Here is a 17,581-nt window from a genome sequence, read left to right as displayed (position 1 = left end):
CACCATCGTGAATAAGACCAATGCAAGTCTCCGTAAACAGTTGTGCTGGCGACCATAGCAAGAGTGAACCACCTGATCCCTTCCCGAACTCAGAAGTGAAACCTCTTCGCGCTGATGGTAGTGTGGGGTTACCCATGTGAGAGTAAGTCATCGCCAGCTCATTATTCAAACACCCTCAACTAGCGTTGGGGGTGTTTTTTATGCAAGAGAGAAAATATTAGGAAGAATAATCACATTTTATTGTGTTTAAAATAACAATAAACCCATAATTAATAAAATGTTTTAGACTAATGTTGAATTTTTATTTTTTTTGTTTTGTGTGAAAGTTACACAATCTACTTGAATGGCAAAAGTGGACATGGATGACTGATAAAAATGAAAGTCTTCACTGTAAAAATTGCTATTCAAGCTTACTGAAACACAAACTCACAGGAGGTGAGGAATGGCACATCAAGCAATTAACGTGAATGATGTCATCGATCACGCAAAATTCAAACCATTTCATTTCAATGTCGTGGCATGGTGTCTACTGATCATTTTATTTGATGGCTATGACTTGGCAATTAATGGGGTCGTTTTACCCTTATTGATGGATGAGTGGGGCTTGAGTGCTGTTCAGGCGGGGATGCTCGCGAGTACTGCATTGGCAGGTATGATGTTTGGCGCGATGATTTTTGGTTCTTTGGCCGATAAAATTGGTCGTAAGAAAGTCATCATGATCTGTATCGTTCTGTTTAGTGGTTTAACCTTTGCAGGTGGCTTCGCCTCTAATCCAACTGAGTTTGCGATTTTACGTTTCTTGGCGGGTTTAGGCATTGGTGGTGTAATGCCAAACCTTGTGGCCTTAACTTCTGAATATGCACCTAAAACCATGCGTAGCACCTTAGTGACTACTATGTTTAGTGGTTATGCTGTAGGTGGTGTAATGGCAGCCTTACTTGGCTCATGGTTTACCCCAAGTTTTGGCTGGGAAATCATGTTCTTTATTGCAGGTATCCCATTGTTTTTATTGCCTGTGATTTGGAAATTCTTGCCAGAATCTTTAACCTTTATAGTCAAAGAAAATAAGCAAGATCAAGCCCGTCCAATCGTAGCGCGTTTAGCACCAGATTTAAAAATTACCGAAGACACCACTTTTGAATTGTATCAGGTTGGTGTGCCTGAAGCTGCTAACGTGGTGAGCTTGTTCAAACGCGGTCGTGCAGTGAATACTTTATTGTTCTGGTTAGCGTTCTTTACTTGTCTATTAACCATGTATGCACTCAGCAGCTGGTTGCCAAAACTGATGATGGCGGCAGGCTATTCTATGGACAACAGCTTAATGTTCATGATGGTGATGAACGTAGGTGCAGTCGTTGGTATCGTGGGTGGTGGTATTTTAGCAGACCGTTTCCACTTAAAACCTGTATTGATGTTCTTGGGAATCATGGGTGCATTGGTGATGAGCCTCATGGGCTTCCAATCTAATCAATTCTTACTTTACATCTTAGTATTCTTGGCGGGTGCAGCATCTATTGGTTCACAAATGTTGTTGTATAGCTATGTGGCACAATATTACCCACTTGCGGTACGCTCAACAGGTATTGGCTGGTCATCTGCCATTGGTCGTATGGGTGCGATTGTGGGTCCAATTTTAATTGGCGGCTTATTGGGTATGAATTTACCTGCACACTTCAACTTTATGGCAGTAGGTTTGCCAGTGTTGATCACTGCAATTGCGGTTGCCTTGATTATGAGTGAAGATGAAGCTGAGCAAATTAAAGCAGGCAAAGCAGTTGCTGCCAAAGCTTAAACTTGTAATGTGCTAAGTTCAAAAGTCCTCAACCTTGTTTGGGGACTTTTTGATTATGGGGTGTGTAAATAGAAAGTGATGATAGATAAAGTTATATACTCAAGACACAGATAAAAAGAAACCCCATCATCCTGACGGGGTTTCTTTGTATTTCGTGTTTAGGTATAACTCCTGTCGTACCTCACGATCCTGGTGCTCAAACCTATTATTGTTGTTTTCTGTTTGGGAAACATCCTGTCTCCTTATGCTTTAAAGAATACCGTAAGCTCAAAATACTGCCTAGCCTCATTTTGCTTCAGTGCATGTAAGCAAAAACTGACAAAGTGATGAATGATACTGACGCTGATTTTGAGCAAACGATAAAATACCGAGCTTATTTTTGTCCATAAACAGGCGTATACTGATTGCGTGATTGGAGTAAATATGTCTGATTTAGCTGCAGCATCTCATGTTCAGTATGGTACTAAGCCGTTTAAAGCCATTCTTTTTTCGTTGTTTCTAGCGGGTTTCGCTTCTTTTTCGACCTTGTACTGTGTGCAACCGATGATGCCTATTTTGGCCGATTTTTTTACGGTTACACCAACCCAAAGTAGTTTCCCGCTGTCATTTTCTACTGTGGCTTTGGCGATAGGTTTGCTTTTCACAGGCTTTATTTCAGATCGTTTTGGGCGTAAACCTATTATGGTTTTGGCTTTATTTTTAGCTGCCATTTTATTAATTCTGAGTGCCTTACTTCCAATCTGGTCATTCTTTTTAACCACACGAATTTTTATTGGCATTGCTGTGAGCGGTGTTGCTGCGGTCGCCATGACCTATATTGGTGAAGAAATTCGACAGCAAGATATTGGTTTTGCTATGGGGCTGTATATTTCGGGTACGGCCATTGGTGGCATGGGTGGACGTTTAATTGCTGGGGTCTTGGTCGATTTTATTTCTTGGCAAGCGGCAACCTTAATTATTGGTAGTTTGAACTTACTGATTGCAATCACCTTTTATATGTTACTGCCCGCATCGAAAAATTTTACAGCGTATCCGATTCGCTTCTCGCGGTTTAGAGATGCTTTTGTTGCCAATTTGGCAGACCGTAAATTAAGAATCCTGTTTTTACAGGGCTTTTTGCTGATGGGCTGTTTCGTTAGTATTTTCAATTACATTAGCTATTATTTATTGGCTAAACCATTTGAGCTTTCTCAAGTTTGGATTGGGGTAATTTCAATTGCCTATTTGGCGGGTATTTACAGTTCACCACGCGCAGCAAGCTGGGGCAATCGTATTGGACGTGAACGTGTGTTGCCTATGGTGATTGTCCTAATGTTGATCGCATTATGGTTGATGTCGATTGCATATTTAGCCGTCGTATTGGCTGCATTGGTGCTATTTACCTTTGCTTTTTTTGCCGCACATTCTACTGCCAGTAGTTGGGTGTCGATTCAAGCACTGCAGTATCGTGCAGTGGGATCATCATTATATTTATTTAGTTACTACATGGGTTCGAGTTTGCTCGGTAGTGGTAGCGGTCTGATTTGGGAACAATGGGGCTGGTCAGGTCTGACATGGGTGATGACTGCGGTCTTGGGTGTGGCGCTTTATGGCGCGTGGCGCTTAAAGCTCAAACCAGTGGAGATACGATAAGCGTTCAGGATTATTGCTTTCAGCGGATCCGTTTATGCTTTTCTTATTAAGATACAAAAGTATTTAAGGCATAAAAATAGCTTAGGGTCTGATGCCATTTCATAAATGGCTTGCGCTGTCGGCTAAAACTGAGCAGATCAGGCATGAAACGCAGGGAATAGTGGGTCTATTTCCAAGTTTCATAACGCAATCTGAGAAAGTTTTAGCCACAGCCTTTCAGGACAAGCATATTTTTTGCTGCTATTGCGTTATGAGTCAGTCATTTAGAATGACTAAATTTCCTGCCTCATGCCTTATATCAGCTAAAAAATATGCGTTGTCGCAAACATAGATGAAGTGTCAACAGACCTTATTGATTTTGTGTGTTTTTTAATCAAGCAAGATGAATGGAATTCATGCTAAAATAGTCGGCTTTCATCTTTGATCGACTTTTGATCTTCCACTTCCCAGCCGAGAATTGCAAGCCATGTCTACTGCTTATACTGCTCAGACCGCACCCAAAGCGTTGTTTGATTACGACAAATATTGGGCGTCATGTTTTGAGCCTGCGCCATTTTTGCCGATGTCACGCGAAGAAATGGATCAGCTTGGTTGGGATGCCTGCGATTTTATTTTGGTTTGTGGTGATGCTTATATTGATCATCCCTCTTTTGTATCGGGCGTGATTGGTCGTGTGCTTGAGGCGCAGGGCTTTCGTGTCGGGATCATCGCCCAACCAGACTGGACCAATGTGGAATCTTTTCGGGTACTAGGGAAGCCGACCATTGCTTGGGGTGTTACCGCGGGCAATATGGACTCGATGATCAACCGCTATACTGCAGACCGTAAAATCCGTTCTGATGATGCTTATTCACCAGACAATCAGCCGAATAAACGTCCTGACCGTGCGGCTACGGTATATTGTCAGCGTTGTCGTGAAGCCTTTCCAGATGTGCCTGTTTTACTTGGCGGGATTGAAGGCTCGTTGCGTCGTATTGCACATTATGACTATTGGTCTGACAAAGTTCGTCGCTCAATTTTAATGGATTCTAAAGCCGACTTATTGATGTACGGCAATGGTGAGCGTTCGATTATTGAAGTGATGCACCGTTTGGCCAAAGGCGAAAAAATCCACGAAATTACAGATGTACGTGGTACAGCATTTATTATCAATAAACATAACCGCGCGTCTAAATCCAAATTTGTTGAAATTGCATCTAATGATGTAGATAGCGTGGGCCGTGTCGATCCAATCATCAACCCTTATGTGATGACCGAAGATTTAGACGGTTGTGAGATTGAAAAAGATAAGGGCAACAACCTCGCGCAATATCAAAATTTCCAGAAAGATGTAGTCAGCAATCCAATTGTTCGTGAAGGTGATCAGCTAGATGCAGATACCCAGATTGTGCAATTGCAGCCTGCTTCAAAAGCAATTAAACACAAATTACCCCCACGTGAATTGGCAGTGATTCGTTTGCCTTCTTTTGAGGAAGTGGCGAATGATCCTGTGCTGTATGCGCATGCTAACCGTATTTTGCATTTAGAAACTAACCCAGGCAATGCGCGTGCTTTGGTGCAAAAGCATGGTGAACGTGATGTGTGGTTGAATGCACCGCCTATTCCGTTGACTACGGAAGAAATGGACTATGTATTCGATTTACCGTATGCACGTTTGCCGCATCCATCTTATGGCAATGCACGTTTCCCTGCTTTTGATATGATCAAGTTTTCGGTCAATATCATGCGTGGTTGTTTTGGTGGCTGTACTTTCTGTTCGATTACCGAACACGAAGGCCGAATTATCCAAAACCGTTCTGAAGAATCCATTTTGCGTGAAGTGGAAAAAATTCGGGATACTGCACCCGGCTTTACTGGCATTATTTCAGACTTGGGTGGCCCGACTGCAAATATGTACCGTTTGCATTGTAAAGACCCTGAAATTGAAAAGAATTGTCGTAAACCTTCCTGTGTATTTCCGGGCGTATGTCAAAACTTACACACTGATCATGCACCTTTAACTCAGTTGTATCGTAAAGCACGTGAACTGAAAGGCATTAAAAAAATTCTGATTGGTTCAGGTTTGCGGTATGACTTGGCGGTGTTGAACCCTGAATATGTACGTGAATTGGTGACGCATCATGTGGGCGGTTATTTAAAAATTGCACCAGAGCATACCGAAAAAGGTCCATTATCTAAGATGATGAAACCGGGTATTGGTACGTATGACCGCTTTAAACAAATGTTTGATCGTTTCAGTAAAGAGGCGGGCAAAGAGCAATATTTAATTCCGTACTTTATTGCCGCGCATCCGGGAACGACCGATTACGACATGATGAATTTGGCGTTGTGGCTGAAAAAGAATGGTTTCCGTGCCGATCAGGTGCAGACCTTCTATCCATCGCCAATGGCAACCGCTTCGACCATGTATTACACGGGTAAAAACCCACTGGCCAAAGTGGCGCGTTATACCGAAAATGTGGATATTGTCAAAGGCGAAAAACGTCGTCGTTTGCATAAAGCTTTCTTACGTTACCATGATCCAAACAACTGGCCGTTGTTGCGTGAAGCCTTAAAAGAAATGGGACGTGCAGATTTAATCGGAAACTCTAAACAGCACCTGATTCCAACCTATCAGCCGCAAGGCACAGATGGACAGTATCAAACGGCACGTAAGAAAAACTCGACTGTCGCGGGTGATTCACAAAAACGTACGGGGCAAAGTGGTAATCGTGCTCAGAACAGTAATCGTCCGAAGAAAGGGCAGATATTGACTCAGCACACAGGTTTGCCGCCACGTGAAACAGGTGAAAAACGTCCATTTTCACACAAAAAATCTAAGCCAAAATCGAAAGCTTAGTACTTGAAGTTAAGATCCATCAAAAGGCGCTGCAGCGCCTTTTTTGTTTGCTTTTCATTTCATCGGAATTGTCCGACAATCGAATCTGTTAAGCATTGCTTTGTTATTTTTTTGCATGCTATACAGTATTCGTATCTAATGATAAAAACACGCTTAGATGCTACAGCACTTAGACAAAAGGCTGGCTTGTGAAACAAAATTTCTGTTTCTATGATGGTTTTGTCAATGTTTCATGTAGTTTCTTAAATGGAACGTTTAAATATAAAAGCGTGTTATATACTGATTTGATGAAAAAATCGGCATGAAGCCGAAACAACTATAAAAATGATTTTAAGGATTGAATAATGACCATTTATATTTTGATTGGGGTTTTGATACTGATTTTCTTTCTCTTGATGGCGGTTAAGGGCTTGGAAAATAGAGAAAAACCTCAGGACAGTGCACTAAAGCAACGTGCAATTTTTAGCTTAAATGAACAGCTGACGTATACACGTTTGCAGGAAATTTTACCTCAACATATCATCTTGGCGCATGTGTCTTTTGATGCCTTGCTGACCACGAAATTTTCACGTACTCGACATAAATACCGCAATATGATGGCCGATTTTGTGGTGTTGGATGCTAATCATCAGGTCGTTGCAATTGTAGCCTTAGATGATTTGTTGATGCTGAAACGTAGCCGCAATGCGCAATACCAAGATGAATTGCTGCGTTTGGCGGGTTATAAAGTGCTGCGTTATGAAGATGTGCCTGAATATCACGAATTGCGTGAAGCTTTTGGGCAGTCACCGTCATCGTATGTAGACTTAGAAGATTTGGATACAGCCTTAAAAAAGTATGATTTTTTAGCGCATTCTGTACGCCATAAAGTGAAGGTATTGGGCTAAACGCTTGCCGCTAAAGTCACTAGATAGACAATATGAATCAGCATGTCGCCATGACATGCTGATTTTTTTAATTGGCTGTGACTCTTGATTTAATCGTGTCTATTTTAAGTTGGGTTGCTATTCAGGTTTGACTGCAACCACAGTCATCTCAACCAAAACGTCAGGATGGTATAACTTGGCTTCTACGCAGGTACGCGGTAAAGCTTGTATATCTGCCACCCAAGCATCCCAAACTTGATTCATTGCGGCATAATCGCGCTCAATGTTTTTTAGAAAAATCATCACCGACATGATGTGACTTTTATCTGTACCCGCATCTGCCAATAAACGATCAATCAGGGCAAGTGTTTGTTGGGTTTGCCCCACAATATCTTGTTGTGTGTCTTCTGCCAGTTGCCCTGCCAAATGGACTAAATTTCCCGAAATTGCAATTTCAGAATAACGTTTTTGGATATGTAGACGTTGAACAGCCATTGGGTGTGATCCTCGCGCCAAGCGATTGGGTATAAAAAGCGTGAGGTATTATAGAGGCAGGCAAGCACGTGGAAAATATGCAGGCAGCAGTCTACTTAAAATAAAAAGTAGTTGAATGGAAAATACGAGGAAAAGAGAGATGCGGTATTAAAGCGGCGAAGTGCCAAGCGCAGAGTTGTCCTGTAATCTTCGGATTTGATCGTCACGCCAATCACAGGACAAGTATGCCAAAAGTAATGGTGATTTTTGACATCTCAGCGTATGTACGGATAAATACATCGCGCGCATAGATTACTCTAAAAAGCACAACTGTGAAGGGTAAATTGTCTTATTTTTATTCTTTTGGCTGAAATTTATACAAAAGTTGGCTTTAGTATTCATCGGCAAGTATTGGCTAGGTATGTTTTATGTAGAGCGGGAAGTTTACCGCTTTAAAATCCGTGATATTTATGAGTTGTGATATTTACAGCAAAGATAGTTGTGCTTGTTCATCGGCAGGGCTGAGTTGATACAGACCGACCCCAATTAAACGGAATTGATCCTGTGCGGGAATATGCATTTCGTGAAGCAAAAGCTGCAGGACTTTTTCAAGATCATTTTTAGTTTCAAGAGGCTGTTTAAAACTTTTGCTATGTTGTAAGACCTGAAAATTTTTGAGTTTCAATTTGGCCGATACGCCACGTGCAACATATTGTTTTTTCACTAAACTGTGCCAAACCTGATCAATCAAGCTAGACCAGTAAGCTGCACATTCGGCTAAGTTTAAGTCATCATCAAAGGTGATTTCTTTGGAAATTTGCTGGCGCTCACGTTCTGCCTGCACAGGACGTTCATCAATCCCTTGGGCAAATAAAAACAGGCGTTTTCCATATTTGCCAAAATGATGAATCAACAGGTTTTCTTCAATGTGTTGCAAATCGCCTAAGGTATTTAAATTCAAGCTTTTTAATTTTTCCTGCGTGACTTTACCTACGCCTGGAATTTTCTTTAAGGGTAAGTCCTGAATAAACTGCTGCACTTGACTGGGTTTAATCACGCAAATGCCATTGGGTTTATGCCAGTCCGAAGCAATTTTGGCTAAAAATTTATTCGGTGCGACACCTGCCGAGGCCGTTAAACCTGTACTTTGAAAAATATCTGCCCGAATCCGCATTGCGACTTCAGTTGCGCTTGGAATACCTTGTAAATTTTCGGTGACATCTAAATAAGCTTCATCTAAAGACAAGGGTTCAATAAGTGGTGTATAACGCTGAAAAATCTGATGAATTTGTGCGGAAACCTCACGATAGAGTGCAAAATTGGGTTCGAGTACCACCACCTGCGGGCAGCGTTTGCGGGCTTGTGCCATCGACATGGCAGAACGTAAACCAAACTCACGCGCAGGATAGGATGCCGCGGCAATCACAGCACGAGGATGATGCGAAGCAATCACCACAGGTAAATGCTGCAATTCAGGACGACTGCGCAGCTCAACAGAGGCATAAAAGGCATCCATATCAATATGAATGATTTTCCGCATGGCACAAACTAGATGAAGCGTTTAGATTTCAACAGTATCGCATGTTTAGGAAGTCGGTTGTAGCATCGGAGCAAGCGGATAAGGCGTGTTGCTATTCAGCAAAATCACCTGTGTCGATTGCTGTTCTGCATAGTCGATCAAACGCTGTAAACTCCGTGGGCTATGGTCGGCAATGCGGGGCAAAAACTCTAAAGGGCGCGCTAAAGGCTGGAAAAAATTATCCCAATGAATTGGAATCACGACACGAGGGCGCAACGTTCCCACAGTTTCATCTAAATAATGTTGTTGAAAAGCAACCGATTGTTTAGAGAGCTGTGCAATCCCTAAAAATAAAGTATCTACCTGCAAGTGTTGTAATTGTTTAGAAATCGCGCCTGTACTGGCTTTGACTAAAATGTTCTGTTCAGGATGCTGAATGTAATAATCAAAACTGCCACCTTCTTTAAATTCATAAAAACGGGCAGGTAAGGACAATGGTTGTTGAATTTGTTCACCTAAATCATTATTCACAGCGGTGGCAGGGGTATGCTGTGATGGAATAGCCGTAATCTTAAACTTTCCAATCTGTATTGGTTGGGCAGGATTGACAAGGCTTAATCGAGATTCAGGAATTGCGGCACCACGGGCAATGTTCAAACTACTTTCTGAACCGATGATTTGACTGTGTTTGAGTTGCTGCACCAAAAATGGCAAATCTAGCGTGTGATCATAATGCGAATGGGTGATCAAAATCGCACGTGTGCGTTGTAATTGATGCTGTTGAATCAACTTGTGCAATAAGGCTGGTTGGCTGTCTAACTTGTTCCACATGACTTGTGCAAGAGAGGGGCGACTAAAAAATCCATCAATCAGAATTTGGTTTTCACCATCATCAAACAATAGGGTAGATACGCCAAAATAATGTACTTTTAAGTTGGTATTTGCGGTTTTTGTTGAATATTGCCATGCGGAAAATTGTTCTAGTTTGCCTGCGGGTTGTAATAGGTAAAGCAGTGCGAATCCTGCACAAATGCTGAGCGTAAGAGCAGCCCAAAGCAGCCCTTTCATAATTTTCATGACGGTACTTTTTTATTGTGATGCAGCTATCTTGTTATTTTTTCTGGTTCGGTTCAAGTCTTGTGGGTTGAATTGCGTTGTCTGTTAAAAAATGCTGCCATTGTTTGGTATTGCCATAAAAAACATTTAGGTCGACTGGGGTGTGAATACCTTTTATTTGACCCTGATTGGTATGTTGCCAAAATAACCATTTTGGCTGACCTGCCAGTTGTGGTTTACCCTGATATTCTCTGACCCAAAGTGGTGTTTGCTTAAAGCTTTCAGTTAATACCATATTGTAAAAGGCTTTAGATACATAAAAAATCGGTTGTTTTTCATAATGTTGATATAGCGCATCATGCATGATTTGAATTTCGCGCAGTAACTGTTCTTTGGTATAGGTATTGATGCAGTTGCTGTCATACTCCAAGTCAATTACAGGTGGCAAACTGTCGGATTTTTTTGGAACAGTCGCAATAAAGTTTTCTGCCTGAATTGCTCCATCACGGCATAAGCGATAAAAATGATAGGCGCCGACCAAAAAGCCATGTTCACGGGCTTTGAGCCAGTTATCCTGAAATTTACGGTCTTTAAAATCGCCCCCTTCGGTGGCTTTTAAATAGACAAAGGCATATTTTTGTGGGGAAATTTTATGCCACTGAACATCGCCTTGATGATGTGACACGTCAAATCCTTGAATCGGATATTCTTCGGTTGCCGCAGGTTGTTGGCGCAACACACCCAAATACAATAAAACCGCCAAAACAGCACTGCCAAGCATCGCAATGGTCATACGATAGTGCGGTGTAAAAGCTGAGTTTTTAGCTTGATTGGACGGTTTGCGCATGTTGAAAAAGCTTCGCGGAGCAAAGTCATATCATAACGTGCAGTGCGGTGTAGCACCATGCGCTTTCGGTAATGGCGTTTTAAACAGCCGTGTGTTTGGGGATATTCCAAAACACTAAAAATGCCAAAATATTTAATACACCCAAACAAATTAAAGTGGCATGAAAGGCACTGACTAACTGTCCTGCGCCGTAATAGGCACTAAACATATTCACCAAAGTACCTGCCAATGCCACGCCAATACTCATCGACAGCATCATAATCATGGATAAAAAACTATTGCCGCTGCTGGCATCTTGTTGAGGTAAATCTTTGAGTGTAAAGGTATTCATACCCACAAACTGCAATGAATTAAGCACCCCAAATATAAAAAAATGCAAGGCACGTAACCAAGTCGCAGTTTCAGCAGTGGTCAGCGCAAAACTAGCAATACACGCCCCGACCAATAACGTATTGGTCAGTAAAAACTGCCGATAGCCAAAACGTTGAATTAAAGGCCGAATAATTGGTTTAGATACCAAAGAACCGAGCACAGTCGGAATCATCATCAAACCCGTGAGAAACGGTTCAAAACCAAAAGCCACCTGTAGCATGATTGGCATGATAAAAGGCATGGCATTGCCCCCGAAGCGGGCAAAAAAGTTACCTAAAATACCAATGGCATATAAGCGATTTTTAAATAAATCGCTGCGAAATAAGGCATTTTGATGAGTATGGGCATGGCGGGCATAGCATGCTGCGGCAATACCGCCAGCCAAGATTAACGCTAAATTCCAAAGCAGATTATGTTGTGGGTTGGCAAAATTTTCGATGCCTAAAGATAAGCCCGCCATCGCCACAACTAATAGGATAAACCCGAGAAAATCAAAGTTTTTAACTTCAGTTTCAGTCACATTCGGCATGGCTTTAATACAAATCCAACAGCCCAAGATGCCCATAGGAATGTTGATCAGGAAAATCCAGTGCCACGTGGCGACTTCGACCAACCAGCCACCCAGAGTTGGGCCAATTAAGGGGCCAATCAACCCTGCCAGACTCATCAGGCTCATGGCAGATAAAAACTGGGTACGTGGAATGATTTTTAACATCGCCAAGCGCCCGACAGGCAAGAGCAATGCGCCACCAATACCTTGAATCACCCGATAAAACAGTAATTCATTCAGACTCGCTGCTGCAGCACAACCCAAAGAGGCAAGGGTAAAAATGATAATCGCTGCAAAATAGGTATTGCGTACCCCAAAACGATCTGCCAACCATCCACTTAATGGAATACACGCTGCCACCGAGAGCACATACGCCACCACAACACTGTGCATCCGCAGCGGGTCTTCCTGCAGGCTATTCGCCATTGCAGGGATTGCTGTATTCACAATGGTGGTGTCGAGCGCCTGCATAAAAAAGCCAATTGAAACCAGAAATACCAAAAGACGGTATTCAGGATGCAGGGCTTGATGGGTCGGTGTTTGGTTCATAACTCGGCAAAATGGACATTTGGTCTAGTTTAAACCATTTTGCAATCTAGCGGACTGCATCTATAAAAACATGAAAAGTGTTTGAAAATTCAAGGAAATGCAATGAAATTGTCATCTATTTGTCACCGATTATTCACTTTGAGTTTGTAAGTTGGGTGCATTTAGAAAAATGATGAGTAATTTATGAAAACGCAAATTTCTGCATTAATGTTGGCTTTATTGTCTGTGGGGATGGTGGGCTGTAATGATAATAATGATCCTATTCCTGTAAAAGAAGAAGTTGTTGAAGCAACACCTACAACAATTAGTTTGGAGCGTTTAGGGGAATACGATGCACAAGTTTTTGGTGCGAGTGCTGCGGAAATTTCTGCTTATGATGCTGAAAGTAAACGTTTATTTGTAGTCAATGCGAAAAATGGCGTGGTCGATGTACTGGATTTAAGCAACCCAAGTGCACCTGTTAAGCTGAACAGCTTGGATGCCAAGACTCATTTGGCGAATTCTGAAGTCAATAGTGTTGCGGTACATCAAGGTATTGTCGCTTTAGCTGTTCAGGCAACACCTAAAACTGATAAAGGCATCGTGGCATTTTTTAAAGCCAAAGACCTGAGCTTTATCAGCAAAGTTGAAGTCGGTGCATTGCCTGATATGTTGACTTTTACTCCAGATGGCAAAAAAGTCTTGGTTGCCAATGAAGGTGAGCCAAATGAAGGTTATAAGATTGATCCAGAAGGTTCAATCAGTATTATTAATCTAACTGACATCAACAAGCCTACTGTAAAAACTGCAGATTTTCAGGCATGGAATACACGTAAGCAGGAATTGCTTGATGCGGGCGTGCGTATTTTTGGGCCAAATGCGACTGTCGCACAAGATTTAGAGCCTGAATATATTGCGGTGAGTGACGATGGTAAAACTGCTTGGGCAAGTCTACAAGAAAACAATGCTATTGCTGTGATTGATTTGATTCAAGACCAAGTGGTCGATATTTTCCCATTGGGTTATAAAAACTTTGGCTTAGCTGCAAATGCTTTAGATGCAGGTGATCGTGATTGTGTTGTTGGTAAGCAAGACTATAACGGTAAAACGATTACAGCCTGTGCTAAAAATGAGGGGATGATTAATATTCAAGCTTGGCCAGGCTTATATGGTATGTATATGCCAGATGCAATTGCGCAATATGAAGCCAAAGGACAAAGCTACTTGGTCACTGCCAATGAAGGTGATGCGCGTGAATGGTTGGTTGATGAAGACTTATATTTTGGTACGGATGAAATAACTCAGGGTTATGCAGAAGAAATTCGTGTTAAACACTTATTCAATAATAAAGGCTTCAGTACCAATGGCGATTATGCAGCGCATTTACGTCTATTAAAGTCAGGGGTTAAAGGCGCAAAGCTTGATTCAAACGTATTTAAAGCATGTACCACTACAGATGCCAATGAAGTTTGTGCAGATAATTTAATTAAAGATTCACAATTGGGTCGTTTGACGATTACTTGGACGCAAGGTTACAAGAAAGATACAAATGGTGAGCCTGTGCTAGACAGCGATGGTTTCATGACCTATGACAAACTATATGCTTATGGTGGCCGCTCGTTCAGTATTGTAGATCCTAAAACCAAAAAAATTGTTTGGGACTCAAAAAATGACTTTGAACGTAAAGCTGCTGAATTATTTCCAGAATACTTTAATACCAATCATGAAAAATTAAGTATAGATGATCGTAGTGACAATAAAGGCCCTGAGCCTGAAGGCATTGCTTTAGGTAAAATTGGTCAAAAAACTTTTGCCTTTATTGGGTTGGAGCGTATGGGTGGCATTATGGTGTACGACATTACCCAACCGACACAAGCATCTTTTGTTGAGTATTTTAATGATCGTAAGTTTGGTGAAACCCGTACATCTTTCGATGCAGAAGGTAATGAGGTTACCGTTGAAAATTCAAATCTCGGCCCCGAAGGTTTGATCTTTATTGCAGCCAAAGACTCGCCTAACGGCAAGCCACTGTTGGTTGTAGGTAATGAAGTCAGCGGAACTACTGCTGTGTACCAAATCAAACTCAACTAACAGCATTGCAAAATTAGAAATCTATTAAAGAGGGCACTTTGGTGCTCTCTTTTTTATGCTGTAAAACCAGTTTAAAACAGCGCATTAAAAAAGCGAGTCACCGACTCGCTTTCACTTTCATTTTTATTGCTATTTCATGTAGCTAAAAAAGTTCAACCCACAAAATGACGTGGAGAATCCAAATTCTTCAAGGCATTAATAATTTTGTGGGAGTGGTTACACACGATCAGTTTAGCGCGGTGCTGTGGTGGTAAAAAACCTTCGTGCACCGCATGATCTAACTGCTGAATCAGCGCATCATAAAAGCCATTTACATTATATAAAATCATCGGTTTTTGGTGCTGATTCAATTGCCCCCAAGTGGCAATTTCCAAAATCTCTTCAAAAGTACCCAAGCCGCCTGGCAACGCCACAAAAGCACTGGCGCGATCTGCCATCATCGCTTTACGCTCATGCATGCTTTTGACTACGTGTAACTCGGTTAAATTACTGTGGGCAATTTCATAATCCAGCATAAATTCAGGAATTACTCCCACCGCTTGCCCACCATGTTGCACAACGGTGTCGGCAACCAAACCCATTAATCCAATACTCGCACCGCCGTAGACCATACCAAAGCCTTGCTCGGCCAGTTTTCTTGCCAGTTGTACTGCTTTTTCCTGATAAATCGGGTTATTGCCAGAGCGCGAACCACAGTACAATGCCACCAAAGGTTGAGAGGTTTGAGGAGATGGATTATTGATATATTGGGTCATTCTTAATTCGCTATTCATTTATTTTCTTCACCATAGCATGTTCTTTTTGTTGGCTCTAGCTTAGTACTCAAATATGACAAACCCGTCAGTATGTAGTGTTCAATTTGCAAAGATTTGTGAAAGTGCTGCATTGGCGTGGATGTTGTCGCAAAAAGGGGATGAATCTGGACGCAAACTTTCCTATACTCAAAGCTTGTCTGACAACTATAGAATCGTCATGGACAGTGGCAGTAGTCGCACCGAACGAATATTTTTAAATTACATGCTGTGCCAACCAGAGCAAGCAAACTTATCTTTTCAGTGTCATCGCCGTGTGGCACGTTTGACCCATGATATTCAGGAGAAGAACAGATGATCTTTGAATGGATGTCTGACCCTGCAGCTTGGGTGGGTCTATTAACGCTGATCGTGCTCGAAATTGTACTAGGTATTGATAACTTAGTCTTTATTGCCATTTTGGCTGAAAAACTTCCACCAGAACAACGCAATACTGCACGGGTCGTGGGTCTGATCCTTGCCTTGGGCATGCGCCTAATTTTACTTGCTTCTATTGCGTGGGTGGTAACGCTGACCCAACCACTGTTCCATATTTTTGAACATCCTTTCTCTGGACGTGACCTGATTCTGCTGTTTGGTGGTGTGTTCCTGCTCTTTAAAGGCACCATGGAACTGCGTGAACGTATTGAAGGCAAACCTGCATTAAAAGAAGAAAACCCTGTGCACGCCACTTTTTGGATGGTGATTGTGCAGATTGTGGTGTTAGATGCCGTTTTCTCACTCGATAGCGTGATTACCGCTGTGGGCATGGTGCAGCATTTATCTGTCATGATGATTGCAGTGATCATCGCAATTGGCATTATGCTGTGGGCTTCCAAAGCACTGATGGACTTTGTCAATAAGCATCCGACAGTGGTGATTCTATGCCTGTGCTTCCTGATGATGATTGGCTTCTCTTTAGTGGTTGAAGGCTTTGGTTATCACATTCCAAAAGGCTATTTATATGCCGCGATTGGCTTCTCGGTGATGATTGAATTCCTGAACCAAACCATCCGCAGAAATCAGGAAAAAACTGTGACTACGACTGATTTACGCTACCGTACTGCTTCTGCGGTGATGCGCATGTTGGGCGGAAAAAGCCAAAACACCACAGAAAGCAGCCATGTGAATGAAGATGTGTTGGCCACGCGCGCCTTTGCCGATGAAGTCTTTGATGCAGAAAATGGGGTCTATCATAGTGTCATGGTGCAAGGGGTATTGGGTTTATCTGAACGTCCTGTAAAGTCAGTGATGACGCCACGTCCCGAGCTAGAATGGATTGATTTAGATGAAGACGAAGCTTCTATTCGTAGCCAGTTATTGAGCATGACCCATTCACGAGTGATCGTGGCACGTGGTGAATTAGACAATATTTCGGGTATTGTACTGACCCATAAAGTGATGAATCAGTACATTGAAACTGGTGTGCTGGATTTTGAAACACATCTGCGTGAACCTGTGATTGTGCATGAAAATGCACAGGTATTGATGGTGATGGAACAACTGCGTCAAGCACCGTTACAAATGGCAATTGTGCTGAATGAATATGGTTCTATTGAAGGAGTAGCAACTCCTATTGATATTCTGGAAGCCATTGCGGGTGAATTCCCTGATGAAGACACCATAGATGCGCATGCTGAAAGTCTGGAAGATGGTTCCTTGCTGCTAGATGGCTCCACCGATATTCGCCATGTTTCTTTATTGCTTGGGCGTGATTTGGTGGATGAAAGCGAGCAGTATTCAACCTTGTCGGGTTATATTCTGTTCCATTTGGGGCGTTTGCCTGAAAATGGTGAAAAACTGTTATCCGATGGATATATATTTGAAGTCGTGACTATGGATGGACATAAAATTGAAAAAGTCCATCTGATTAAGCAAGAGCCCTCAAGTACATCATAAGCCTTGACTTAGCTGTATTTCAGTCTTGTGCTTCCGTTAAAATAGCCTGCATCGTCAGGCTATTTGAGGTCTGTTGACATTTCATAAATGGCTTGCGCTGTAGGCTAAAACTGAGCAGATCAGGCATGAAACGCAGGGAATAGCGAGACTATTGCCAAGTTTCATAACGCAATCTGAGAAAGTTTTAGCCACATGAGCAAAAACAAAGCATTGCTTTGTTTGCTGCGCAAGGGGGCGAGCATATTTTTTGCTGCTATTGCGTTATGTGCCAGTCATTTAGAATGACTAAATTTCCTGCCCCATGCCTTATATCAGCTAAAAAACC

13 protein-coding genes and 1 rRNA gene are annotated in these 17,581 nt (G+C 42.1%); 8 read left to right on the top strand and 6 right to left on the bottom strand.

Annotated elements, in window-relative coordinates; translation table 11 throughout:
* Positions 1-44 precede the first annotated feature (44 nt).
* The 5 genes from rrf (at position 45) to FTU66_RS04255 (ending at position 7,150) form a co-directional block, all read left to right on the top strand.
* Positions 45-159: ribosomal RNA gene (rrf, locus tag FTU66_RS04275) — 5S ribosomal RNA — on the top strand.
* 283 nt (positions 160-442) lie between these two features.
* On the top strand, positions 443-1,792 hold the full coding sequence (locus FTU66_RS04270; RefSeq protein ID WP_096902259.1) for an MFS transporter: 1,350 nt from the start codon (positions 443-445) through the stop codon (positions 1,790-1,792).
* Between the two features lie 423 nt (positions 1,793-2,215).
* Complete coding sequence (locus FTU66_RS04265; protein WP_004975612.1) at positions 2,216-3,424, top strand: MFS transporter; 1,209 nt, start codon at positions 2,216-2,218, stop codon at positions 3,422-3,424.
* 466 nt (positions 3,425-3,890) lie between these two features.
* On the top strand, positions 3,891-6,263 hold the full coding sequence (locus tag FTU66_RS04260; protein ID WP_096902257.1) for a YgiQ family radical SAM protein: 2,373 nt from the start codon (positions 3,891-3,893) through the stop codon (positions 6,261-6,263).
* Positions 6,264-6,607: 344 nt separating this feature from the next.
* Positions 6,608-7,150, top strand: a complete 543-nt coding sequence (locus FTU66_RS04255) for a DUF2726 domain-containing protein (RefSeq protein ID WP_180112360.1) — start codon at positions 6,608-6,610, stop codon at positions 7,148-7,150.
* 117 nt (positions 7,151-7,267) lie between these two features.
* Here FTU66_RS04255 and FTU66_RS04250 read toward each other — a convergent pair whose 3' ends face one another.
* The 5 genes from FTU66_RS04250 to mdtD form a co-directional block, all read right to left on the bottom strand.
* Entirely contained in the window at positions 7,268-7,624 is a 357-nt protein-coding gene (locus FTU66_RS04250; RefSeq protein WP_070154775.1) for a RidA family protein, read from the bottom strand.
* A 463-nt stretch (positions 7,625-8,087) separates the two neighbouring features.
* The gene (dinB, locus tag FTU66_RS04245; RefSeq protein ID WP_180051986.1) at positions 8,088-9,143 is read right to left on the bottom strand and encodes a DNA polymerase IV; all 1,056 of its coding nucleotides are present in this window, start codon (positions 9,141-9,143) and stop codon (positions 8,088-8,090) included.
* A 45-nt stretch (positions 9,144-9,188) separates the two neighbouring features.
* Positions 9,189-10,199 (bottom strand): MBL fold metallo-hydrolase, encoded by a 1,011-nt coding sequence (locus FTU66_RS04240; RefSeq protein ID WP_180112359.1) that lies wholly within the window; start codon positions 10,197-10,199, stop codon positions 9,189-9,191.
* 34 nt (positions 10,200-10,233) lie between these two features.
* The gene (locus FTU66_RS04235) at positions 10,234-10,971 is read right to left on the bottom strand and encodes a GH25 family lysozyme (protein WP_368779695.1); all 738 of its coding nucleotides are present in this window, start codon (positions 10,969-10,971) and stop codon (positions 10,234-10,236) included.
* A gap of 133 nt (positions 10,972-11,104) precedes the next feature.
* Positions 11,105-12,496 (bottom strand): multidrug transporter subunit MdtD, encoded by a 1,392-nt coding sequence (gene mdtD / locus FTU66_RS04230; RefSeq protein ID WP_179989005.1) that lies wholly within the window; start codon positions 12,494-12,496, stop codon positions 11,105-11,107.
* Between the two features lie 183 nt (positions 12,497-12,679).
* Here mdtD and FTU66_RS04225 point away from each other — a divergent pair, with 183 nt between their 5' ends.
* Positions 12,680-14,566, top strand: coding sequence for a choice-of-anchor I family protein (locus FTU66_RS04225; protein WP_180112358.1), 1,887 nt, complete (start codon positions 12,680-12,682; stop codon positions 14,564-14,566).
* 152 nt (positions 14,567-14,718) lie between these two features.
* On the opposite strand, the gene FTU66_RS04220 is transcribed toward FTU66_RS04225, so the two are convergent.
* The gene (locus tag FTU66_RS04220; protein ID WP_096902251.1) at positions 14,719-15,339 is read right to left on the bottom strand and encodes a TIGR00730 family Rossman fold protein; all 621 of its coding nucleotides are present in this window, start codon (positions 15,337-15,339) and stop codon (positions 14,719-14,721) included.
* A 55-nt stretch (positions 15,340-15,394) separates the two neighbouring features.
* Here FTU66_RS04220 and FTU66_RS04215 point away from each other — a divergent pair, with 55 nt between their 5' ends.
* Together FTU66_RS04215 and FTU66_RS04210 are read left to right on the top strand one after the other, a co-directional pair.
* Positions 15,395-15,676, top strand: a complete 282-nt coding sequence (locus FTU66_RS04215; protein WP_180112357.1) for a hypothetical protein — start codon at positions 15,395-15,397, stop codon at positions 15,674-15,676.
* Positions 15,673-17,256 carry a TerC family protein gene (locus tag FTU66_RS04210; protein ID WP_180112356.1) on the top strand — a complete coding sequence of 528 codons (1,584 nt, stop codon included), beginning with the start codon at positions 15,673-15,675 and terminating at the stop codon, positions 17,254-17,256. Before FTU66_RS04215 ends, FTU66_RS04210 begins: the two co-directional genes overlap by 4 nt.
* Positions 17,257-17,581 lie beyond the last annotated feature (325 nt).

This window comes from Acinetobacter sp. YH12131 (genome assembly GCF_013418635.1).
Classification (GTDB): domain Bacteria; phylum Pseudomonadota; class Gammaproteobacteria; order Pseudomonadales; family Moraxellaceae; genus Acinetobacter; species Acinetobacter towneri.
The sequence above is the reverse complement of the archived record's forward strand: the minus strand, read 5'-3'. Positions and strand labels throughout refer to the sequence as shown.

What these genes read in the sequence shown, in the direction of transcription:
- FTU66_RS04270 (WP_096902259.1), top strand. Translation starts at nt 443, where the DNA reads ATGGCACATCAAGCAATTAACGTGAATGATGTCATCGATCACGCAAAA.
- FTU66_RS04265 (WP_004975612.1), top strand. Translation starts at nt 2,216, where the DNA reads ATGTCTGATTTAGCTGCAGCATCTCATGTTCAGTATGGTACTAAGCCG.
- FTU66_RS04260 (WP_096902257.1), top strand. Translation starts at nt 3,891, where the DNA reads ATGTCTACTGCTTATACTGCTCAGACCGCACCCAAAGCGTTGTTTGAT.
- FTU66_RS04255 (WP_180112360.1), top strand. Translation starts at nt 6,608, where the DNA reads ATGACCATTTATATTTTGATTGGGGTTTTGATACTGATTTTCTTTCTC.
- FTU66_RS04250 (WP_070154775.1), bottom strand. Translation starts at nt 7,624, where the DNA reads ATGGCTGTTCAACGTCTACATATCCAAAAACGTTATTCTGAAATTGCA.
- dinB (WP_180051986.1), bottom strand. Translation starts at nt 9,143, where the DNA reads ATGCGGAAAATCATTCATATTGATATGGATGCCTTTTATGCCTCTGTT.
- FTU66_RS04240 (WP_180112359.1), bottom strand. Translation starts at nt 10,199, where the DNA reads ATGAAAATTATGAAAGGGCTGCTTTGGGCTGCTCTTACGCTCAGCATT.
- FTU66_RS04235 (WP_368779695.1), bottom strand. Translation starts at nt 10,971, where the DNA reads ATGACCATTGCGATGCTTGGCAGTGCTGTTTTGGCGGTTTTATTGTAT.
- mdtD (WP_179989005.1), bottom strand. Translation starts at nt 12,496, where the DNA reads ATGAACCAAACACCGACCCATCAAGCCCTGCATCCTGAATACCGTCTT.
- FTU66_RS04225 (WP_180112358.1), top strand. Translation starts at nt 12,680, where the DNA reads ATGAAAACGCAAATTTCTGCATTAATGTTGGCTTTATTGTCTGTGGGG.
- FTU66_RS04220 (WP_096902251.1), bottom strand. Translation starts at nt 15,339, where the DNA reads ATGAATAGCGAATTAAGAATGACCCAATATATCAATAATCCATCTCCT.
- FTU66_RS04215 (WP_180112357.1), top strand. Translation starts at nt 15,395, where the DNA reads ATGACAAACCCGTCAGTATGTAGTGTTCAATTTGCAAAGATTTGTGAA.
- FTU66_RS04210 (WP_180112356.1), top strand. Translation starts at nt 15,673, where the DNA reads ATGATCTTTGAATGGATGTCTGACCCTGCAGCTTGGGTGGGTCTATTA.